18 protein-coding genes are annotated in these 22706 nt (G+C 53.0%); 10 read left to right on the top strand and 8 right to left on the bottom strand.

The window, feature by feature from the left end; all coding sequences use genetic code 11:
* Positions 1 to 239: 239 nt before the first annotated feature.
* From AC23NW_RS23725 to AC23NW_RS23710, 4 genes are all read left to right on the top strand, one after another.
* Entirely contained in the window at positions 240 to 893 is a 654-nt protein-coding gene (locus tag AC23NW_RS23725; RefSeq protein ID WP_487452564.1) for an SRPBCC family protein, read from the top strand.
* Between the two features lie 95 nt (positions 894 to 988).
* Positions 989 to 1399, top strand: coding sequence for a hypothetical protein (locus AC23NW_RS23720; protein ID WP_293837153.1), 411 nt, complete (start codon positions 989 to 991; stop codon positions 1397 to 1399).
* A gap of 108 nt (positions 1400 to 1507) precedes the next feature.
* Positions 1508 to 1945: a VOC family protein gene (locus AC23NW_RS23715; protein WP_487452562.1), complete on the top strand. Its 438-nt coding sequence runs from the start codon at positions 1508 to 1510 to the stop codon at positions 1943 to 1945.
* Between the two features lie 114 nt (positions 1946 to 2059).
* The gene (locus tag AC23NW_RS23710; RefSeq protein WP_487452560.1) at positions 2060 to 3205 is read left to right on the top strand and encodes a DUF819 family protein; all 1146 of its coding nucleotides are present in this window, start codon (positions 2060 to 2062) and stop codon (positions 3203 to 3205) included.
* Between the two features lie 4 nt (positions 3206 to 3209).
* Here the strand turns inward: AC23NW_RS23710 and AC23NW_RS23705 are convergent, their stop codons facing one another.
* Positions 3210 to 4190: a GlxA family transcriptional regulator gene (locus tag AC23NW_RS23705; protein WP_487452559.1), complete on the bottom strand. Its 981-nt coding sequence runs from the start codon at positions 4188 to 4190 to the stop codon at positions 3210 to 3212.
* 150 nt (positions 4191 to 4340) lie between these two features.
* Here AC23NW_RS23705 and AC23NW_RS23700 point away from each other — a divergent pair, with 150 nt between their 5' ends.
* From AC23NW_RS23700 to AC23NW_RS23685, 4 genes are all read left to right on the top strand, one after another.
* Positions 4341 to 4766 carry a DoxX family protein gene (locus tag AC23NW_RS23700; protein WP_487452557.1) on the top strand — a complete coding sequence of 142 codons (426 nt, stop codon included), beginning with the start codon at positions 4341 to 4343 and terminating at the stop codon, positions 4764 to 4766.
* A gap of 200 nt (positions 4767 to 4966) precedes the next feature.
* Entirely contained in the window at positions 4967 to 7375 is a 2409-nt protein-coding gene (locus tag AC23NW_RS23695; RefSeq protein WP_487452555.1) for an ABC transporter permease, read from the top strand.
* Between the two features lie 130 nt (positions 7376 to 7505).
* Positions 7506 to 8735, top strand: a complete 1230-nt coding sequence (locus AC23NW_RS23690) for a multidrug effflux MFS transporter (RefSeq protein ID WP_487452553.1) — start codon at positions 7506 to 7508, stop codon at positions 8733 to 8735.
* Positions 8736 to 8994: 259 nt separating this feature from the next.
* Positions 8995 to 9447, top strand: a complete 453-nt coding sequence (locus tag AC23NW_RS23685) for a carboxymuconolactone decarboxylase family protein (RefSeq protein ID WP_293837167.1) — start codon at positions 8995 to 8997, stop codon at positions 9445 to 9447.
* 59 nt (positions 9448 to 9506) lie between these two features.
* Here AC23NW_RS23685 and AC23NW_RS23680 read toward each other — a convergent pair whose 3' ends face one another.
* The 5 genes from AC23NW_RS23680 to AC23NW_RS23660 all read right to left on the bottom strand — a co-directional run bounded on the left by AC23NW_RS23680 (position 9507) and on the right by AC23NW_RS23660 (position 17120).
* Positions 9507 to 10694 (bottom strand): acyltransferase family protein, encoded by a 1188-nt coding sequence (locus AC23NW_RS23680; protein ID WP_487452551.1) that lies wholly within the window; start codon positions 10692 to 10694, stop codon positions 9507 to 9509.
* Positions 10695 to 10747: 53 nt separating this feature from the next.
* Positions 10748 to 11434 (bottom strand): hypothetical protein, encoded by a 687-nt coding sequence (locus tag AC23NW_RS23675; RefSeq protein ID WP_487452550.1) that lies wholly within the window; start codon positions 11432 to 11434, stop codon positions 10748 to 10750.
* Positions 11435 to 11589: 155 nt separating this feature from the next.
* Positions 11590 to 13656 (bottom strand): 7TM diverse intracellular signaling domain-containing protein, encoded by a 2067-nt coding sequence (locus AC23NW_RS23670; protein ID WP_487452548.1) that lies wholly within the window; start codon positions 13654 to 13656, stop codon positions 11590 to 11592.
* Between the two features lie 129 nt (positions 13657 to 13785).
* Positions 13786 to 15750, bottom strand: a complete 1965-nt coding sequence (locus AC23NW_RS23665; RefSeq protein ID WP_487452547.1) for a response regulator — start codon at positions 15748 to 15750, stop codon at positions 13786 to 13788.
* A 65-nt stretch (positions 15751 to 15815) separates the two neighbouring features.
* A complete protein-coding gene (locus AC23NW_RS23660) occupies positions 15816 to 17120 on the bottom strand; it encodes a serine hydrolase (protein ID WP_487452545.1) in 1305 nt (434 codons plus the stop codon).
* A gap of 137 nt (positions 17121 to 17257) precedes the next feature.
* On the opposite strand from AC23NW_RS23660, the gene AC23NW_RS23655 reads away from it, so the two are divergent.
* Complete coding sequence (locus AC23NW_RS23655) at positions 17258 to 17698, top strand: PDDEXK family nuclease (RefSeq protein WP_487452542.1); 441 nt, start codon at positions 17258 to 17260, stop codon at positions 17696 to 17698.
* A gap of 313 nt (positions 17699 to 18011) precedes the next feature.
* Positions 18012 to 19250 (top strand): hypothetical protein, encoded by a 1239-nt coding sequence (locus AC23NW_RS23650; protein WP_487452541.1) that lies wholly within the window; start codon positions 18012 to 18014, stop codon positions 19248 to 19250.
* Between the two features lie 79 nt (positions 19251 to 19329).
* Here AC23NW_RS23650 and AC23NW_RS23645 read toward each other — a convergent pair whose 3' ends face one another.
* Both AC23NW_RS23645 and AC23NW_RS23640 read right to left on the bottom strand, forming a co-directional pair.
* Positions 19330 to 20109, bottom strand: coding sequence for an oxalate:formate antiporter (locus AC23NW_RS23645; protein ID WP_487452540.1), 780 nt, complete (start codon positions 20107 to 20109; stop codon positions 19330 to 19332).
* Positions 20110 to 20230: 121 nt separating this feature from the next.
* Positions 20231 to 22609 (bottom strand): ABC transporter permease, encoded by a 2379-nt coding sequence (locus tag AC23NW_RS23640; RefSeq protein ID WP_487452539.1) that lies wholly within the window; start codon positions 22607 to 22609, stop codon positions 20231 to 20233.
* Positions 22610 to 22706: the final 97 nt, after the last annotated feature.

Below are 22706 nucleotides of genomic sequence, written 5' to 3'. Positions count from 1 at the left end.
AGACGCAATATTTTGCGTCTCTACGGGTCCGTCAGGATTTAGGCCATAGCTGAGACGCAAGATGTTGCGTCTCTACGGGTCCGGCAGGATTCGGGTCATAGCTGAGACGCAATATTTTGCGTCTCTACGGGTCCGTCAGGATTTAGGCCATAGCTGAGACGCAAGATGTTGCGTCTCTACGATAAGTCGCAGAACGTAACTGATGCGCGATAGCGTATGTATAGGAAAAGAATATGTTAATGAATCGTTTAATTACCGTAACACTACGTTTAGCGTTTAGCCTGGGTGCCGTGTTGGCGCAGGCCCAGAACACGCCCTGGAAGCTGGAAAAAGATAAAAACGGGATTCAGGTTTTCTCCCGTATGCCGGAAGGAAGCCGGTTTAAGGAAATGAAGGTCGTCTGCGAAATTGACGGGACGCTCCCGCAGTTGTGTGCCTACATCAACGACATCGAGCATTATCCGGAAGTGGTGTATAAAAACAAGCAGGCTTATCTCATCAAGCGGATCAGCGATCGTGAAATTATCTATTACAACGAGACAATACTGCCGTGGCCGGTCAAAAACCGTGATCTGGTGATTCACCTGACGTTTATTCCGGATGCAGCCAAAAAGGAACTGCGCATTCATACTGAAAACACGGCGGGCTATGTGGCTGTCAATGCCGATAAGGTACGGGTGCCCTACTGGCGCGCCGACTGGACAGTCGTGAAAAAAGGCCCGAACCGCCTGGGTATCGAATACCTGTTCCGCGTTGATCCGGGGGGAGAACTACCCGCATGGCTCATTAATATGACGGCTGCCGTCGGACCCTATACGTCCTTTTCGGGCATGGAAGGGTTTATGAAGCTGCCACGGTACCAGGGCCGGCAGTTTTCATTCCTTAATTTCTAACCCGGGAGAATCCTGTACCTTTGTCTTGATAACGGTTATGTGATTGTTCTGCGCCGCGGCCACTCAATCGCTCAACCACAAATCACTCAATAACCATGGATCAAATTAAAGAAGACTTATATAACCTCATTACCGAGACGATCAGTGCGGTAATGACTGAAGACTGGGCGTTGATTCAGCTGAATGTTCAGTTTCTGGGCGACGGGCTGGATATTGAATGCGACGGGATCTATCTGACGCCCACGCAGGATGTTGAGCCGTTGATCATCGACTATCCGGAGGAGGTCATAGAAGCGCTGCAGAAACTGTATCTGCTCAACAAGGAAGAAACCGGCGAAGCGGCGAACCTGATGCAGATTAACCTGACCAGCCAGGGACAGTTCAAGTCCGAATTCAGCTGGGATCAGGAGCTACAGGACGAAGACGAACATTTCAGCAAGGGTGGTACTGCCCGCGAGTGGATGGAAATCCGGAAGGCAAAATACGGCTCGCCGGAAGAGCAGTAAAGCACTCAGAAGGGTGCCGCAAATGCCCCGTTTATTGCCGCAAATTACCCCTGCTGACGCGGGTAGATGATCGTATTTTTGTCAGGTAAACCAAAACACAAATACGATATGGCAACCATGATTTTTGTAAACCTGCCCGTTCAGGACCTGAACCGTTCCATTGATTTTTTTACGCAGGTCGGCTTCACCTTTAACCCGCAGTTTACCGACGAGAAGGCGACCTGTATGGTTGTCAGCGAGACTATTTATGTCATGTTGCTGACAGAGACGTTTTTCAAGACTTTCACGAAAAAAGAGCTGGCCGACGCCACGAAGGTGACGGAGACCATCATTTGCCTGTCGGCCGACAGCCGCGAACAGGTTGACGAGCTGGTTGACAAGGCTATGGCTGCCGGCGCCAGCCCGTCGAACGAGCCGAACGATCAGAGCTTTATGTATTACCGCAGCTTTCAGGACCCCGACGGCCATATGTGGGAAGTCATGTGGATGGATCCCGCCGCTGTTGAGGGCGTGAAACCCGCTGAAACCGAAACAACAGCGGCCTGATCCGGCACAAACAGACACTTTTGCGAAACCACCCGTCCTGACCGGCGGGTGGTTTCTTTTTTTGCGGTTGTGGTGTATATTGAGCTATTAACCTGATCAACAAACCATAACCCCGTGACTGACTCTGTTTTTATCCTGTTTGTCCTTTCGCTGAACGTTGTTTTTTGTGAGTGGCTGAGCCGGAAGCCTGTCTTCCGCGACATCGGCACCGCCCTGCTCGTGATTATCGTAACAGCCATCGAGGCTAATCTGCGCCTGATTCCTACTACAGACACCCCGGTTTATGACGGTATCTTCAGCTATATCGCGCCGTTTTCACTTTTTCTCCTGTTGCTGGGTGTCAACCTGAAAGACCTCAAGCAGGCCGGTTTGCCGATGATCTCCATGTACCTGATCGGGTCGGCGGGAGTTATTATCGGCGTTCTGACGAGTGTGTGGATGTTTTCGGCGCCACAAACGGTCGGGAATTTATACTATGCGCTGGCGGGGATGTTTACGGGCACCTACATCGGCGGGAGCATTAACTTCCATGCCCTGGCGCTGCATTACAACGTCTCGAAAGCCGGTAACCTGTTTGTGGCAGCCACTGCGGCCGATAATATCCTGACGGCGCTCTGGATGGTGGCAACACTGGCCATTCCGCGTTACCTGCAAACCCGCTACCCGCGCCGGTTACCGACCGCCAACGGCGACGCAACCGATGCGGCCACAGGCGATCATCCGGTGTTTTCCGACGCCGAAACTGTCAGTCCGATGGACCTGGCGCTGCTGCTGACGCTGGGCTTCGGGACCATTTTTGTGGCGAAGCAACTGGCCGGCCTGTTTCCCGCCCTGCCGTTTGTGCTGATCGTAACGACCATTGCCCTGGTACTGGCCCAGTTCCGGACCATCAACCACCTGAAAGGCGGCCGGTTGCTCGGTCTGTTCGGGGTGTATGTGTTTCTGGCCGTAATCGGGGCATACTGCGACATTGCCGCCCTGCTGCGCGACGGCAAGCTGGCCATGGTGCTTTTCGGTATGATTCTGCTGCTCGTAGCGATTCATGCCGTCATCCTGTTCGGCATCGGGGCCTTGTTTAAGCAGGACTGGGATGTGCTTGGCATTGCGTCGCAGGCAAATATCGGCGGGGCAACGTCGGCGCTGGCGCTGGCCCGCAGCCTGAACCGTACCGATCTGCAGCTGCCGGCCGTCCTGGTGGGTACGCTCGGGAATGCCATCGGTACGTACCTGGGTATTCTGGTGGCCGAACTGCTGCGGTAAATCGTCAGGCCATGGCCACCGGCCGGTTGTATTTCTGCCGGTATTCAATCGGCGACAGCCCGGTTATTTTCCGGAACGTCAGCCGGAAGGCCTTGGGATCGGTATAGCCTACGCTGTACATGACCTCGTTGACGTTCTCCCGCGACGATTCCAGACTCATCTTGGCCGCTTCGATTTTCACCCGCTGTATGTATTCGGTGACGGAATTGGCGGTCGCTTTCTTAAACCGTCGTTCGAGGTTGCGGCGGCTGAGGGCGAGCATGGACGCCAGTTCGTCGACGGTAATTTTTTCCTCTACGTTTTGTTCGATGTACTCCTGTGCCCGGATGATGCTCTGATCGCCGTGTTCTTTCTGGCCGTGAAACATGATAAACGGCGACTGGCTTTTGCGGGAAATATCAATCTGAAACGCCTTCGACATAAAAACTGATGCCTGCCGGCCGGCGTATTTTTCGATCAGATACAGGATCAGGTTGAGGTACGAAAAGGCCCCGCCGCTGGAATACAGCCCCTGTTCGTCGGTGATGATGCGGTCTTCGACCAGGTTAACATCCGGAAACAGGTGCCGGAACAGCCGGGCCGCCATCCAGTGCGTAGCGCATTGCTTGCCGTCGAGCAGGCCGGTAGATGCCAGCAGGAACGCCCCGACGCACAGACTCCCGACCTCGGCACCGGCTTCGTACCGGGCATTGATCCAGGGCAAAAACGCCTGATTGAGGCTGATGCCCTGTTGCAGGTCACCGTCGAGGGCAGGAATGATGATCAGGTCGGTTCGGGCAATGTCCGAAATGAGGGCATCGGTATAGACCGTGTATTTGCCGCCGGCCGCGGCCACTTCGGCAGCCAGGCCAACGAGTTGCACCTCAAACAAAGCCGGCTGGCCGATGCTTTGCATGTATTTATTAACCTCGGTAAGTACCTGACGCGGGCCTTCAATGCTACCCAGGATAGCGCCTTGAGGCACCAGAATCGATACATGTTTCATGCGGAAAAAAGGGGAATAGGATCCGGTGTTTCTGTTACAAATTTAGCCATTTTGTTTGTCGGAAACTACCCGAAATTTGACGGAAATACACCCCGTCTGCCGGTATTCAGGTAATTATTTTTGTGTTGTAATCAAACGGTAAACAACACGATGAACACAGCAAACACCCTGACGATGACAACCGGACGTATAGCCGTAAAACCACCTAAAACGCTTAAAATTGCCTATTGGGTCATGCTTGGCCTGTTTGTGACAGCCATGCTGATGGATGGCGGGGCAGGTATTGTACAGGAGAAAAACGGGCTGGATGTCATGCGTCAGCTGGGGTATCCGGCTTATGCGATGATTATCTTCGGAACGGCCAAGGTGCTCGGTGCGCTGGCGCTGCTACAGCCCTGGTTCCGGACGGTTAAAGAGTGGGCCTATGCCGGGTTTACGATCAACCTGATCGGGGCAATGGCCTCCTGGAGCTTTGCCGTTGGTGACCCGGCTTACCTGCTGCCTCCGCTGGTGATGCTGACGTATTTGTCGGTGCTGTATTACCTCTGGAAGCGGGTCTGTCCGGTCAAAGGGTAGGTATAGAAAATCTTCTTTGTTGACAAGGCAGTTCCGGTTCGGGATTGCCTTGTCCGTTTTAGGTAAACCCCTGTCCGATTGTGGACAGGTGACGGGCAGGTAAGTACACAAAAAGGTTCAATACAGGGCATATGATGTGTTTCCGGCTGGCTGGCACTGCTTTTGTTCTATGCTGACTATCAGAAAACTGTATTGGCTATATGATTCAGAACTACCTCAAAATTGCCGTCAGGCAGTTAATGAAGCATCGGGGCCATACCCTGATTAACAGCGGTGGCCTTGCACTGGGTATTGCATGCTGTCTGTTAATTGGCCTCTATGTGGTGGACGAACTCCGGTATGACCGGTTCCATACCCAATTCCCGCACATTTACCGGATCGTTGAAAAGCAAAAGCAGGCAGAAGGTGTTTTTGATGTGGCGGTAACGCCGGGGCCCCTGGCAGCCAGTATAGTGCGCGACTTCCCGGAAGTGCAGGATGCTGTCCGTGTCGGGCAGTGGCACGGCCTGCTGGCATCCGGGAATAAATCGGTTGAGGCCAGCGAGATGCGGGTGGTTGATCCGTCTTTCTTCCGGTTGTTCTCCTTTCCGCTCGTGAAAGGAAATACGGATCGTGTTTTCCGGAGCCCCAACGAAGTCATTATCAGCGAAACGGTGGCCGCCCGCTTATTCGGCCCCGACTGGCAGCGGCAGCCTATATTGGGTAAGGTGCTGAATCTGGGCGGAAATGATCCGCTTACACTGGTCGGCGTTGCTAAAAATCCGCCACTGGCCTCCCACATTCAGTTTGATGTGCTGATCCCGTTCATGTGGCTGGAAAAGAACGATGAGTGGAGCAACAAATGGAACAGCAACAGTTACCATACCTACCTGAAAATACGGCCTGAGCCGTCCGGAAAACCGGCCGATCCGTTGGGGTTTGCCGCTAAACTATACGGGCAGCTTGCACAGTACAACAACGACAAGGACACGAAACTGCTGCTGCAACCGCTGTCCGACATCTATCTGTATTCCCGTTTTGCGTTTCAGACCGATTTCGGGAAACGCAGCGATATTGCCTACGTCCGGCTGTTTTCCATCGTAGGCCTGATTGTCCTGCTGATTGCTATTGTCAATTTTGTGAATCTGGCAACTGCCCGTGCCTCGCAGCGGAGCAAGGAGGTAGGCGTCCGGAAAACGGTAGGCGCCCACCGCAGCAGCCTGGTCGTGCAGTTTCTGGGCGAAGCGCTCTTGCTGGTGTTGCTGGCCGTCGTCTTCGCGCTGGTACTGGCCGAGATGTTGTTACCTGCGTTTAATGAACTGGCCGGGAAAGCACTGGTGCTGCCTTACGCCGCGCCGCTGTTCTGGGGCATTCTGGCGGGCTTTACGGTATGCCTCAGTGTCCTGAGCGGCCTTTACCCCGCATTAATTCTGTCGTCGTTCCGGCCGATGCCTGTTCTCCGCGGGAACATACTGACAAAGGCGGGCCGGTCCGGATTCACGTTGCGGCAAACGCTGGTAGGGGGGCAGTTTATGCTGTCGATCGGCCTTGCCATCTGTACTATGGTCGTTTACCGGCAACTGGTTTTTATGCAGACAAGCCAGCTCGGGTTTGATAAGTCCCAGCTGCTGTATGTGCGGTTGAAAGGTGCACTCCGCGAACGGGCAATGCCCTTCAAACAGGCCGTGACCGGATTGGCAGGCGTGGAGAGGGCCGCTTTATCGACCGGGAATCTGGTCAATACGGAAAACGGCAGTAACATAGAGTGGGAGGGGCAGACCGCAAAAGACGAGTTTACCATTACGCAGATGAATGTGGACGCTGATTTTATGCAGACAGCCGGTATGTCGGTTTCCGCAGGACGCATGTTTTCCGGGCGGATTGTCTCCGATACGCTTTCCGGCCAGGCAGCCTACATGATCAACGAAACGGCCGCCAAACGGATGGGCTGGCAACCGGCTCAGGCCATCGGCAAGCGGCTGACCTTCTGGGGAACGCCCGGCCGCGTGATCGGGGTGGTAAAGGATTTTCATTACAAACCGCTGCGGGTTGATATTCAGCCGTTTATTTTCCGCTATCGGCCGAAAGAGTTTTACTTTACCCTGCTGATTAAAACAAAACCGGCGCAGGTTTCCAAAGCCATCGAGGAAGTTTCTGCCGCTTACAAAAAGCTGGAACCCAATTACCCGATCAGCTACGGGTTTGTGGATCAGGATCTTGATGCACAGTACCAGTCGGAGCAGCGTATCGGAAAGGTTATGTTCTGCTTTGCCATACTCACGATTTTGATTTCATGCCTGGGCTTGCTTGGTCTGACGGCTTTTGCCGCCGAGCAGCGTATCAAGGAAATCGGCGTCCGGAAGGTGCTGGGAGCGTCGGTGGCCAGCATCATCGGTCTCCTGACAAAAGATACGATGAAGCCGGTAGGCATCGCGCTGTTGCTGGTAGTACCGCTGGTCTGGCTGGGCTTACAGCGCTGGCTGGAAAATTACGCCTACCGCATCACCCTGAACGGCTGGATGTTTGCCGTTGCCGGTCTGGGCGCTGTTAGTGTTGCGCTGATGACGGTAGGGTACCAGAGTATCAGGGCAGCCCTCGCCAATCCGTCGCGGGCGCTGCGTTCGGAGTAGGGCAGGGCCGTTCGCTCAATGATCGGGCGGATTAGTTGTCAAGTCAATTAATTCACAGAAACGTGCAAGGTTTGGCGGAACAATCCTGTCAGAATCAGTGTAGTTCTATCAGTACTGTTCTATTTTTATCATGACGCGGCGGCAACATTTTATTGTAATTCTGATCTTAGGCACCCTCTCAACCATTAGTCCATTCTCGATTGATATGTACCTGCCCGGCTTTCCGGCTATTGCCAAAAGCCTCGATACGTCGATTGCGCAGGTCCAGCTTTCGTTAACGGCTTATCTGGTCGGGATCTCGGTGGGTCAGTTGCTGTATGGTCCGCTGCTCGACCGTTTTGGCCGTAAACTACCGCTCTATGCTGGTCTGGTCCTGTACCTGCTGGCGTCAGTCGGCTGCGCGCTGAGTAATTCCATCGAAAACCTGATTGCGATGCGGCTTCTGCAGGCACTGGGTGGCTGCGTAGGCATGGTGGCGGCTCAGGCGCTGGTCCGCGATATTTTTCCGGTTAATCAGATTGCCCAGGTATTTTCGCTCCTGACGCTGGTGATTGCCGTTTCGCCGATGATTGCGCCGACCGTTGGTGGCTATGCCACGGTAGCCTTCGGATGGCACTCCATTTTTATCATTCTGGCCGTTATTACAGCCCTGATTCTGGTCGGTATTTACTTCGTACTGCCCGATGGTAAGGCTCCGGACCCGACGTTGTCGCTCCGGCCGCAGGCGGTGATGGGTAATTTCTGGCTGGTCCTGAAACAGCCTCAGTTCCTGACCTATATGCTGGCGGGGGGCATTGCTACGGCGGCTCCGTTTGCCTACATCGCCGGATCGCCCGACGTGTTTATGAACATCTACCATGTGAGCGAGCAGGAGTACGGCTGGATTTTCGCCTTTCTGGCCATTGCTATTCTGGGGCCGAGTCAGTTCAACCACTTCCTGCTAAAGCGGTTTTCCAGCGAACAGGTTATTTACACGACGCTGATTTACCAGTCGGTCATGGGCTTGCTGACGGTTACGCTGGCGGGCATGGGGCTGCTGAGTCTGTATGGGCTGATCGGCATGCTGTTCCTGTTCTTCCTCGGGCAGGGGTTAGTGTCGCCGAACGCGACGGCCTTGTCGCTGGTACCGTTCACGCGCCATGCCGGTAGTGCCGTTGCACTGATGGGCGCGTTCCGGATGGGGCTGGGCGCCCTGATCTCGGGGGCCGTCAGTGCCCTGCACGACAACACCGCCCTGCCGATGGTGGGTGTCATGACCCTCTGCGCCGTTACCGGGCTGACCATTCTGCTGATCGGGCAGCGCATGATTGCCCGCTACCAGGAAGACGAAACGCCTGCCGGTGCTGAAATGGCGCTGTAAGCATACTGGCTTATGCAGCAGCTCAAATGCGCGTCAAATATCTTTTCTCTCTTTCAAAAGAAGCATTCTATGTTCAATCGGTTAAACGGTATCCCGAATTCGCGCAACGAATTCCTCAATACTCACTTGCTTCCTTTCCAGGATTTACACCTGAATAGTTAAGCGAGATCCGTAAGAAGCGTGTTTCTTAAACCAGTTTAAGTTTTGTGGTTTTCGTACGTTTTACTTTTGCATTGAACAATTTTAACCGAATAATTCAATGCAGGAACGATTCAACTTTAAAACAATAGCTCCCAATGCTCTGAAAGCAATGGCTGGTTTAGAGACTTATCTTTCACAGTGTTCTATATCCGGAAGAATTATGGAGCTTATTAAAGTCCGCGCTTCACAAATCAATGGTTGTGCGTTCTGTATTAATATTCATACACAAGATGCCATCAAAAAAGGGGAAACGGATCAACGTATTTTTTTATTAACTGCCTGGAGGGAAGCCGGAGTTCTTTTTACAGAAGAAGAAAAGGCAGTGCTGGCTGTAACGGAAGAAATAACGTTAATCCATCAAGGCGGTTTATCAGATGACACGTACACAAACGCCTTACAATTTTTTAGTAAAACCCAGATTGCAGATATTATAACGGCAATTGTTACCATTAATCTCTGGAACAGGGTAGTGCTAAGCACCCACTTACTGATAGGGCAGAGTCTGGCATAAGACGAACAACAATAAAAACCGCAGGTTTAACGACCTGCGGTTTTTATTGTTGTTCATTATTACAATGTATCTGACACTGGTTGTACCTGCCGTTCCGCCTTTCGTTTATATACTTTCCCGTTCAGAAACAGGCCAATGGAAGTGCCTCTTACCAGATAATGATAGCTCACCAGCGAAAGAAAACAGGTCGCCGAAAAGGTAATGGCAAACTTTACCACAGCGGGGAGCGGATAGTCAGCCAGCAGACCAACGATAAGCGTGACGATGGGCAGATGGATGATGTACACCCAGTAAGCGGCATCGGCCAGATAGCTCATCCGGGGCGAATGCTTATTAACATATCGCAGGAAAAGGGCCGTAAACCCGAACACAAAGAGTGGGGCATTTAAGGAGGAAAGGGCAATCCTGAGCATAAGCGCCCATTCGGTTTTTACCTGGATAGACAACTGCGCCAGTAAAAGCAGGGTAGCGATACTGAGCTGCAATACCGGATATCGGGTCATGGTAGCCAGACTGTTAGTAGTATAGATACACCAGCCCAGCCCGAAAAAAAGGAAGTAGGTTGTCATGATCGATGGCACAAGCGCCCAGCCGAAACTGGTGAGCAGATACGGGCTTTGCTGCCAGTACAGGCACAGAAAAAAGAGCAGGCTCAGACAGGCGATGCGTAGCCCTGCATGTTGCAGAATAACCGTAAGGACCTTTTGAGCGGATGAGTTGAATACCGGTGCCCTGCCGGACGCCATGAGCAGTACCCTGCTAATGAGGGCGTAGATGCCCAGAAAGTACAGAAACCATAAATGGCCGGGTAAAAAAGGCAGGAACTTACCGGCAGCCAGTGCATCCCAACCCATCCGGAAAGGGGATGCCGCATGGGTAAGTTTTGCCTCAGCGAATGTCAGGGCAAACGTTTCTAACGGGCCAATGATCAGCACGCCGGCCAGCAAAGGCAGTACAATCCGTTTGACGCGATTGGTCAGCATAGCATCCGCCCCTCTTTTATAGACCAGTAAGGCGCAGAAGAAGCCGGACACTACAAAGAAAACGGGCATCCGGAAGCTATGGATTAAGCCGTTCGTCAGGTCAAAGAGCAGGTTGTTGGCGGTATCTTTGAGTGGCCACAGGTCATTTTTGGTGACCATATAGGAGAGCGCGCCGTGAATTACAATGCCCAGCAGCATCATCACGCTGCGTAGGGCATCGAGCGCATAAATACGGTCTGTGTTGTGTAACTGGTCTGTGTGCATGGATTAAATCGGTTAAGGATCAGGGCTGCCCGGTGCCGGACAGCCCTGTGCGTTTACGGGATCACAAATTCGGCGTCGCTGATACCTGTATTGAGCTGATAGCTTTCGATTTTCAGGATGTTGTTTCCCGAGCGAATCATAAACGGGAGTTTGATGCCCTTCACTTCCCGGTAATCACTATACAGGTTTAGGTCGCCGACAGACTGTCCGGGAACCGATAACTTTACTTTCAGACCAGTCTGCGTATCGTAACACGTGTTCCATGTACTGCCGTCAGGCATAGTGTGCGTTAGTTTATAGGCCTCTTTCCCTTCTACGGTTTCTTTTCCCGCGAATGTGGTCTTTATCCCCTGGCTGGCGAGGTACAACTCAGGCATCATCTGCATGGTAATCATAAACCGGTCCATCACTCCGCGACTCATGGGCGTTTTGTTGTCACCGAAGGCCATAAAGGCATCTTTACCATCAGCGATGAATGTATACATCACCTGTCCTTGTGCATTACGTAATGTTGTGACTTGCTTGAGGGGCGGTTTAAATTTATTAACTGTCGGAAACCCGGCACCGTCGTTGCCGGTGGTGGCTTTCCAGCTAATGTCTTTAATGTCGAGCAGTGCTTTTTTGCCGCCCACTGCTTTGTAGTAGGCATTGAGTACTTCGTCGGCAGTAGTCAGGTTTTGGGCTTTGGCAGTTAGCCAGATAGCAGGCAGAAGGAGGAGCGTAACGATAAACGTTTTCATGATTTGATTACGGAAAATATGGTTTCTGTTTAATACGGGTTTGCTCAGAAACGGCGACTGATTTGTCCGTCCCGGACAATACAAAGGTCTCCCTGGCGACGCAGTTAAGCTGTCACTTTTGGGTCAAATTCTGATAGTTTTGGGTAACGGGCCGGTTACGAAATAGGCAGTTGAATGATAAACGCCGTCCCCTCACCCTGCTGGCTCTCAACGGTCATTGTGCCGCCGTGGCCTTTGGTGATGATGTCGTAGCTGAGGCTCAGCCCCAGTCCGGTGCCCTCGCCGGCGGGTTTGGTGGTGAAAAAAGGCTGGAAGATTTTGGACCGGATGGCATCGGGAATGCCGGTCCCGTTGTCCTGTACCCGGAGTTCGATATGATCGTTCTGCCGGCGAGTGCTCACCCACACGGTTGGTTCGTAGCCCTCGCCGGCCTGTGTGGCCCGCTGTTGTACGGCATAGAAGGCGTTCTGGCAGAGGTTGAGCAGCACCCGCCCGATGTCCTGCGCCACCACGTTGACCGGTGGCAGTGCCGGGTCGAAAGCGGTAATGAGCCGGGAGTTGAACGTGTTGTCTTTGGCCCGCTGCCCCTGATAAGCCAGCCTCAGGTAGTCGTCGGCGAGGGTGCTGAGGTTAGTGGCCTGTCTGTCGCCCGACTCCATGCGGGAGTGTTCGAGCATGCCCCTGACGATGGCGCTGGCCCTGCGGCCGTGGTGGGCGATTTTGGTCAGGTTCTGCGCCAGGTCATCGGCGATGAAACCTGCTTCGTCGAGGTCGCCTCTGGTGAGTTCGTCTTTCAGTTCGCCGGTGAGTTCGGCGCTGACCTCGGCAAAATTGTTGACGAAATTGAGGGGGTTCTGGATTTCATGGGCGATACCGGCGGTGAGTTCGCCGAGGCTGGCGAGTTTTTCTTTCTGGATAAGCTGAGCCTGAGAGGCTTTGAGTTCGGCGGTGCGCTGTTCGACTTTCTCTTCCAGTACGCGGTTCTGGGTTTCGATAAGTGTCTGGTTTTGTTCAAGCAGCCTGAGCTGATCCTGAATCGCATCCTCTTTTTGTTGTTTGAGCAGATTTACTTTGTAGGCGAGGGCCAGAGTAAACAACAGAATTTCCAGCGTTGAACCTAAAAGAAGGCCGTTAGTCGTCCAGAAGGTAGACGGCATCAATTTGAGGCTGGTAAAAACATAAACGACTGTGCCGCCATAAATCAACAGAAGGCCCAGCACGTAATACCATGCCGGTTTAAACCCTTTTCTTAATGCAGCCACACCACAGATGAGCGTAAATACTAAATCAATAAGACCCGTCAAAAACGCAGCATTGTAGGGGAGATACATACCGAAGACCCCCGCAGCCACGACTATAAAGGACAGAAACACACACAGATAAAACAAGACAAGGCCTGTCTGATATAATCTGCGGGCATGTTGACGAAGCTGTAAAAAGGTAACCCCGAACAGGATGTGAAACGCTGCGGCCAGGAAGGTAACGGCCAGGAAATGTTTCAGGAAGAAGCTATAGTATACCGTTGGTAGCCAGTTCCTTAAGTGGGCGAACGTGATACTGTAAACGAGGCACTGGATGCCCATCCAGATTGCGTAGGTAAGATGGTCTCTGTCCTTGAGCCGGATGTAAAGCAGGATGTTGTACACAATAATGATCAGGACAAATCCATAGTAAAAGCCGTCGAATGAGTCCTGACGGAGAAAAACGCTTAACAGACGTTCACCCGAAACAAGCGTTAACGTTTCAGGTATCTCCGCCGAATGCCAGTAAAAGGTATAGGGATTACCGGGCTTGAGTCGTAAGGGGGTGAGCCGGCGGGAACGGGCTTGCGGTACACTTATTGCCGTATTGTTCTGCCCCTTTACAAAGGAAAATGTATCCTGTATCCGGTTGCCGTGAGTTTGATAGAGCGTCGCCGGCGAGGATAAATCCGATTCGGCATACAGATAAAACGGGGTGTATAAAGGCGTCTGAACGGTGAACCGGAACCAGCGTTTCTGACCGGCACTGCGTTCTGCGCGTTGGTTCTTAACCGCAACAAACCGATAGCGTTCCGGATGTTTAAGCAGGGAGTCAACCGAAATATCTCCGGCTTGTGTATCCAGAACCTCACAGCGTCCGGCAACGGGGTACCCTGTGTCCGGACTGCTCAACACAATGGGCTGAGCATAAACCTTTGCAAATACCAGATACAGGCAGAGAGAAAACAGTAAGGATTTCATGGACGGCAGGGTTGCTGAAAGCTCGTATAAGTATAAGCATTAATCCCTGTTGCTCAGAAAATATAGGCTGTTATCGGAATACTTTTTCTCTTAAATATTTGATTTTTGCTATATGGTTACTTCTGCTAATCAGCCTTTTAGGTATTCTGTCGGTGTCTGGTGGTAAAAATCCTTGAACACCTTGGTGAAATAAGAAGGCGATTCGAAGCCAACCATATATGCTGTTTCAGAGGCATTGTGGCCGGCTTTAAGTAAATCAATCGATTTACGAAGCCGGTATTGGCGGATAAGCTCATTCGGCGAAAGCTGGGTAAGCGCCTGGACTTTCAGGTAAAGCGTTTTGCGGCTGACGGCCAGCTGACCGGCCAGCGAGTCAACACTCAATGCGGAATCATCGCAGTGTGCTTCGATGAGTTGATACAACCGGCGCAGAAACTGATCCTGAACGGCCGCCGGTGGTTTTGCCTGGTCTGGTTGCGCAAACTGCTGGCGGTATGCATCCCGTAATTTTTGCTGCCGGGTCAGTATATTCCGCAATCGTAACCGAAGTTCGGCCAGATTAAACGGTTTTGTCAGGTACTCGTCGGCCCCGGACTCCAGTCCTTTCCGGCGGCTTTCCGGTTCCGCGCTGGCAGTCAGCAGCAGAATTGCGATGTGATCGGTAGCAGGGTCGTGGCGTAGCTGGTCAATCAGGGCGTATCCGTCCATACGGGGCATGATCAGATCGGTAATAATCACATCGGGCAGCTCTTCTTTGGCCACTATCCAGCCTTCGTAGCCGTTGGCCGCGGAACGAATGCGGTAGGTGGCTGCCAGTTCGGCAACCATAAATTCCCGCAATTCGGCATTATCCTCAACAACCAGAATCAGCGGCGAATGCTCCTGTGAGGTTGTGGCTTCATCTGTCTGCGCTGTATTCTGAACCAGGGCTGCCGTTGTGGCGGGGGGATTTAACGGCGGATAGTCGTGAAAATCACCCGTTCGCCGGACGGGAATCTCAACCAGAAAATGCGTTCCGCCCATTTGCCCGTCCGCCTGAACCTCACTTTGTACGCGGATGGTGCCGTCCATACGCCGGATCAGTTCGGAGACCAGCGCCAGCCCGATGCCGGTTCCTTCGTAAGGATGGGTCCGGGTGCTGCCGGCCTGATAAAACCGGTTGAAGATGTGCGGCAGCTTATCGGCCGGAATACCGGTGCCGGTATCGCTGACCGTTAGCTGAACAATGGTCGAATCCTGAGCCTGATCGAGCCGGACAACAATGCTGCCGGTGTCGGTAAACTTGATGGCGTTAGACAGTAAATTGAAAAGAATCTTCTCCCATTTACCGGCGTCAAACAGGTAATTACCCGGCCGCATGTCGGTCTGGTAGTGTAATGCCAGTTGTTTGATATCGGTCGACGGGCGGAATAAGTCGACCAGCTGGCCGATAAAACCGGGCAGGTCGCCTACCTCATAGGCTACATCCATTTGCCTGGCTTCCAGTTTATTGATGTCGAGCAACTGGTTAATGAGCCTGAGCAGTTGCAGGGCATTGCGCCGGACCGTCGACAACTGTTTCTGATAGGGGGCAGGCAGGTCGGACGTTTCCAGCAGTTTATCGACCGGCGATACAATCAGCGTTAAGGGTGACCGGAGTTCATGCGTGATGTTGGCAAAAAAGCGGGTTTTCATCTCGTCAATGGCCCGCAGTTCGGCCGTTTCCCGCAGTTGGTTGACGTACCGGATTGTTTTTTCCAGTGTAGCCGCCAGGTCTTTGTACTTGACGGGCTTGGTAATAAAGTCGAATGCGCCCAGATTCATCGCCGTGCGGATGTTATCCATATCGCCGTAAGCCGTCACGATAACGGTCCGGATAATCGGGTGGCTTTCCGAGAGCCTCGCCAGCAGCGTCAGCCCGTCCATACCCGGCATGTGAATATCACTCAGAACGACATCAATATCGGGATGCGCTTCGATCGCCGCCAGTGCTTCCAGTCCGTCACGGACATACAGAAACGCATATTGTCCGCTCTGAATTTGCCGCCGGAAAAGCTGTCTGAATAACTCTTCCAGATCATCTTCATCATCGACCAGCAGAATTTTTGTTTTCATTGACCGCTTAAGGTAGGTTAGGCAGGGGATTAAATAAGATCAGATAACATACACGGCTTCAGGCTTTAATTATCCACATCCTTCACCGTCGGGCGATTATCAGCCCTGCGGGTTTCGTATTGGAGGCGGAAGGCGTTGAGGTCGGGCACGTTCGGGCGTTTGCGGCTGCGTTCATATTGCAGAATGGTCTGCCCAAGCTGGTACAAGAACGGATTGCCCACGGTCTCAAACTCGTATTTGTCGTCGTTCAGAATCCCGTCCTTATTCACATAAATCGTAGCGGCCAGCATAAATTCCACCTTGTTGGTAAAGTCGGCCACGTAAGAGGCATCGGTCAGGAAGCCATAGGCCCAGCCCACTTTGTTGAATACGCGGATGCCGTCGGGCAGGCGGTGGTGCAGGCTGTCCATGAAGAAAAATTTGGCGTAACTGTCGTAATACTGGGCTGCATCGTATTTCGGGTAGTTGGTTTCGCCCGGAAACTGGGACATATACTGGCGGACAAACCGGTAATCGTCGGGCGTCAGGTTGAAGCGCTGCTTTTCGGGAACTGACTCCGGAAACATCACCGCCTGAACCATCGTCCGGAAATTGTCGAGAGACAGTTTGTTGCGGCCCGTAAAATCAAACGGCTTCCGCACCAGACTGTCGTTGGCGGTCATGTAGCCGATGCCCAGGGTATCAATCCGGCGGGCGTCGAACGGCGCTGTGTTGTAGGCCGCCGGCTGTGCATATATCAGCTTACCGGCTGCGTCAACAAACCGCACCGGATTGGTATGCCGGTTTTCGTCGGGCGACATCCGGACAAACCGGTGGGTGATGCGCGTATCACCATACCCTTTTTCACGCAGGGCACGGTTGAACTCACCCTGACCGACGAACTCATACATGCGCGTGTATGGGTCGTTTTCGCTCACCAGAAACGCTTTTTTTATCAGGTGCGCGAGCGACGGAAGCCCATTTTCGGCGGAGGGGTCGGCATGGTAACGGGTTTGCCGGCTATAGGCACTGTCGAACAGCATGGTGGTGTATTTCGTCAGCTTCGGGTTATTGAGCCGGTTGAGCTTTTCGAGCGACAACAGGGCGGCGGGCAGCTTCACGGTTGAGGCCGGATTAAAGTAATACGTGCTGTCGACGTGGAAGTAATAGCTGGTAAACGTCGGCCGGTTCTGCTTATCGCGGTCGATGCGGGTATAGATGATCTGAAGACGGTACCGGTCCGGATGGGTCAGCACCTCCTGAAAAAGCGGGTTTTTATTTCGGGCGAGCAGGTTACTCAGAAAGGTATCGGTCCGGAACTGACCGTATCCGGGAATAAACAGCATCAGCGAGCAAAACGCGCCTGTGATCAATCGGATGAAGGGTTGCATGATGCAACATACACACTGGTTGCCAGATTGGCAACTGCGGGTTTATAGCACGTATAATTACCAGCGTTCCGGCAAGGTATTGCGTGAATCAGGCCCGATCGTTAAATTTAACAATATTCCAGTTAGACACATTGCCTATGTATTCAACACCGCAACACACACTGCCCGTTGTGCAGGAGGAAGAGATGGGGATAAATGCCCCTGTGCATCATCAGCGCATCATTGCGCAACTGACGGCGGGTTTATATCCCTTGTTTAAATCAGGAAAAATTCCTTACGAAGCATTTCCTGAAATGATGGTAGGCGAGGAGTCGAGTCCTGTGCCGGACGTTGTTTTGTACGATAATGAGACGGAACAGGTCCGGATCGTGATCGAGGTGTGCCAGAACAGAGGGCTGCGGCATGATCTGAATAAAACGATCCGGCTTATCGATGAAGATGAATACGGTATAGAAGAAGGCTTTGTCTACAACTACAAGACGAAGCAGTGGTTTCGTTACCGGAAAGGGCAGGGCGGCATGGCGCAAGTGTCTTCGTATTCTGAGCTGCTGCATATCGACCTGAATCAGTTTTTATAAGCAGCATTACCTGTGCCCGATTCTATCGTAACCTTGGAAAGGGTACAAAATGGGAGTACACCACATAAGTTATTGAGCGAATTAGTGAATGTGCGATTGAGTGAATAAGCCATTGACATACAGCCCTTTGCTCTCTGACTAAATCTAATCTAATCCTGATTGCTACTTAGTAAATAGGGTAAAAAATATAGTAAGCGCTTAACCGGTAGCGAGGCAGGAATAATACGTCCTGAATTTTTATTTTGCTTCTCTACTTGCGCCGGTCAAAAAACTATTAACTTTGAAACGAAAAGTACTTTTTATATAAACTTGTATGCGCGACGCTATTCTGTCAAATCTGGAAAACCCTGAACAACTTGAGAAGCTGTACCGGGAGGATAAACCTGCTTTCAAAACGACCTTTAATGCGCTGTATCCAACAGTGCAGCATGACCTGCTCGCACAGGGATGGTACCAGCGCCTGAACTACAGTAAGGAGGATGCACTTTGGGGGACACCCGAAGAACGGCTGTTCGTGGTAGTAGCTGCTCTGCTGGCCGCTTTGTCAACGAAATTGCCGGATGTAGCCGGCTTTAGTAAAGAATTCTTTTTTACGCGTAATATCGGGTTCATCGCCTTTTCCGGACTGATCGCCTACTTCGGCTGGAAAAACAAAATCCGGTGGCAGACCGGCGTTGTGCTGACCGGACTGATGCTGGTTGCGGTATTGTATATCAATGCATTGCCGGTGCAGGAGACCGAAGCCGATACGCTGGTACTGGCTTGTATACACCTGCCGTTATGGCTCTGGTCGCTGCTGGGTTTTACGTTTGGCGGGGCAACCTTGAAACAGGATAACTGGCCGGGATTCCTGCGGTATAACGGTGAACTGGCCGTCATGACGGCGGTGCTGCTCATTTCCGGTGGCCTGACGACCGCAATCACCCTGAACCTGTTCCGGCTGATTGGCTGGAATATTGAGGATTTTTACTTTAACTATGTGGTTGTTAGTGGACTCGCTGCCTTGCCGGTCGTCGGGACGTTCCTGACCCGGGCGCAACCGACATTGGTGAACAAGGTGTCGCCGGTAATTGCCAACCTTTTCAGTCCGGTTGCGCTGGTGATGCTGGTGGTGTATCTGGGAGCGACATTTATGGCGAAAAAAGATCCATACCATGACCGCGAATTCCTGCTGTTATTCAACGGCTTGCTGATCGGGGTAATGGCCCTGATCTTTTTCTCGGTAGCCGGGACCAATAAAGGGAACCGCTTACAGGTGCTGGTTCTGTTTCTGTTGTCACTGGTTACGCTGGTCATCAACGGCATTGCCTTGTCGGCGGTCTTATTCCGGATTTCGGAGTGGGGGATAACGCCCAACCGCGCCGCCGTCCTGGGAGGGAATGTGCTGATGCTGAGTCATCTGATTGTCGTAAGCTACCGCCTCTCCGGCGTGCTGACCCGCCGGTCTGACTTGTCGCTGGTGAGCCGGTCGATGACGTATTTTATGCCGGTGTATAGCTTCTGGAGTGCCTTTGTGACGTTTGTTTTTCCGGTGCTTTTCGGGTTTAAGTAAGGCGGAACGGGAACACGAGCGGCTGCTACGGTTATCTCTTCCGGAGGTTTTTGACACCCCCGGAAGAGATAAAACGCTGCTAAGGCAGCTGCTGCACATACTCAATCACCCTTTTTTCGGCCTCGTGCCGGCGCTCAATGTCCGACGGCATCACGGCATCACGCAGGGTCTGGTAGTAACTGATTATGTTTTGTAAGGCTTTGAGGCACGACTGCCGGTCATACGATGCCAGTGTTGCCTGCATCTGTTCCTGATCCGGTTCCGGTAGCAGCAGCTCCAGCTTACGGACGCCTTTCGGCAGCAGATCCCGGCGAATCAGCGCAAGAGGACCCAATACCGTCTGTTGCATAAACGAGATAAAGGCTAACGTCTCAAATAACTCGCCGCGACCGATTTTCGTCGCCGCATAATGTATCCAGACCCAGAAACGGTCTTCAATCCATTGGAAATCAGGATATGGGAACGCTGCTTCTGAGCTGCTCAGAACAGCTGATAGTTGTTGATCCCGCTCCCAGAGGATAACCGGGTCTTCGACCCGTGACCGCATGTCAGGCAGGGCCACAAATTTTAGATCGACGTGTAACAGCGGGTCATCGTACAGGCAAATCAGGAGCCTCGGCTCACCAACGTGCTCACCGGTAAAGCAAGCCAGTAAATTACCGGCCGATTGGGCTACTGCCTTCCGGACTTCCGTAGAAAGTGCAGCTGTATCGTGTACAATAACCAGATCAACATCGGAGAAGCGGTCCATCTGCCGGTCTCTCCACGATCCGCCTGCGGCAACACCGATAAAACGTTGATCTTCTGTTAACTGCCGGATAAGCCTGTCGGCAAATGTCTGATAAACCTGAGGGATCATTTTCGCTTGGTATTGGTTAGAAAATTATCTCAGAACATTTGCTCCGGGCCGTTAGTTCCTGCCCTCGTACAAGCGGGCACGGCGTAATGGCTCCGGTCAGCCTGCCTGACCGGAGCCACCTTTATTCTGACCGGAGCGACCGGACCGGATTCACCAGTGCGGCTTTCAGGCTTTGGTACGAAACTGTCGCCAGGGCGATCAGGATGGCCAGGGCGCCGGCCAGTACAAATAACCAGATATTCAGGCTGATGCGGTAGTCGAAGGTACTAAGCCAGTCATTGAGCAACCAGGCCGCCAGCGGACCCGCCAGTAGGCAGGCAGCGAGTACCAGCACCACAAAGTCGCGGGAGAGGAGCAGCCAGAGGGTGCTGATACCGGCACCGAGAACTTTCCGGATCCCGATCTCCTTGGTACGTTGCTCCATCAGATACGCGGCCAGCCCAAACAGGCCAAGGCACGAAATAAAAACCGTCAGCAGGGCGAAGATGCCCGCCAGCTGGCCGACCAGCTCTTCCTGATGGAACTTGCGTCCGTATTCGTCGCTCACAAACTGGTAATCAAACGGATAGGCGGGGTTAAATTTTTCGAAAAGGGGGGCAATCTGCGTGAGCGCTTGCCGGGTGTCGATATGGTCGGAAAGCCGGAAAATAATGCAGTCATCAAAGGCCTGGCCGGTGGTCAGCATGAGCGGGTTGACGGGCATGTAGGGTGATTCGATAATGCTGTTTTCCATCACACCAATCACATGCAGGCGCTGGCCGGGATTCCAGACCATGGCCATTTCCTGCCCGACCGGGTTTTTGAGCCGCATGGCTTTTACGGCGGCCTGATTCAGGATTACAGCGTTGGAGTCGGCACCGGTCACGCTGAAGTTACGGCCGGCAACCAGCCTGGTCCCCATCGTCCGGAGGTAGCTTGGGGAGGCCGAGATCAGATTCAGCCGCATAATTTCGTCGGGGGCCTTCCCCGACCAGTCGACGCGGGTATCGTTCAGGATGGTGGTGGCCGGGCTTGATGCCTTCGTTATCGTTTCGACCAGCCCTGACCGCATGAGTTCGCTTTGCAGCCCGTCGTATTGCCGGCGGAGATCGTCGGTCATGGTCACCATCATCAGCCGGTCGGGCAGATAACCGGTCGGGCGTTTACGGGCGTAATCCAGCTGTTGGTAGACGACAAATGCGCTGATGATCAGTCCGATGGAAATGGTAAACTGCGTCACAACCAATACTTTCCGGGGCCAGCTAGTCTGACGACCGGCTGCTATCGTCCCTTTTAGTACGCGCACCGGGTTGAACGACGAGAGGTAAAAGGCCGGATAGCTGCCTGCCAGCAGTCCTGTAACCAGCGCAAACCCGACGGCCAGCAGCCAGAATACCGGATAGAAAAAAGGAAAGGCCAGCCGCTTTTCGGTCAGGTAGTTGAAGGCCGGCAGTGTCAGCCAGACGATGAGCAGTGACAGAATGAGAGCAATGGCGCTCATCAGCAGGGATTCACTCAGGAACTGCCCGACCAGCTGGCTGCGCAGCGAACCCACCGCTTTCCGGATACCGACTTCCCGTGCCCGTTTCCCCGACCGGGCCGTCGACAGGTTCATGAAGTTGATGCAGGCAATCAGCAGCACCAGCAGCCCGACAATGGCAAACAACCGGACATACCGGATGAAGCCGCCGGCGTTCTGCCCGTTTTTAAACTCTCCGTACAGGTGTGTATCAGTAAGCGGGTGGAGAAACACCTCAAAAATAGACTGCGGGTTGTGGCGTTTGATCATGCCTTTGATTTTGCCGGATACTTTGGCGAAGTCGCTGCCTGTTTTCAGGCGCACAATGACCTGTGTCAGGTTATTGTTCCAGTCGGTTTGCATATCCTTCATCCACGGCACATTGGCGTTCAGAAAAGCCGTGGGCATCAGGTACTGAAACGTGAGAGAGGTATTGGCAGGGATCGGTTGGAGCACACCGGTTACTTTCAGGTCCAGCTGGTTATTCCAGCGGATGAGCTTATTCAGCGGATCGGTTTTCCCGAAAAGTGCCTGTGCCGTTTCGTGGGTCAGGACAATGGCATTGGGTTCAATGAGGGCGGTGCGTGGATCACCGGCCGATAGTGGCAGGCCCAGCAGATGCAGGTAGTCAGCGCCGACAAACTGACCGGTCCGGATGAGTTTGGTATCGCCGGCGCGCAGCCCGTCGGCGCGGCCGGTAATGCCCGTAATTTCTTCGGAAACAGCCTCAATTTCAGGGATCTCACCTTTCAGCGCGGCGATGAGCGGTATTGGTCCGTTCGGTTGTGTCGTGGTTTCGCCGTTGGCGGTGCGGTTGAGCATCACGCGGTACAGGTGGTCATTGCCGGCATAAAACCGGTCGAACGACCATTCGTCCCACACCCACAGGCCAATCAGCATGGCGGTGGCCATCCCGACGGCCAGGCCGAGGATATTGATGAAGCTGAAGCCTTTGTGCTTCCGCAGATTGCGCCAGGCAATTTTTATGTAATTCTGAAACATGGGCGGTACGCGGTTTTTCTGCGAATGTACGTACCGGCCTGACAGGCAGCCTGTTAAAAAACGTTAATGTTATTGTTTGTACGTCGCTGCCGTTACT

The organism is Arsenicibacter sp. R0_47, assembly GCF_057652235.1.
Note: the sequence above shows the minus strand (reverse complement) of the source record. Positions and strands in the feature narration are given on the sequence as shown.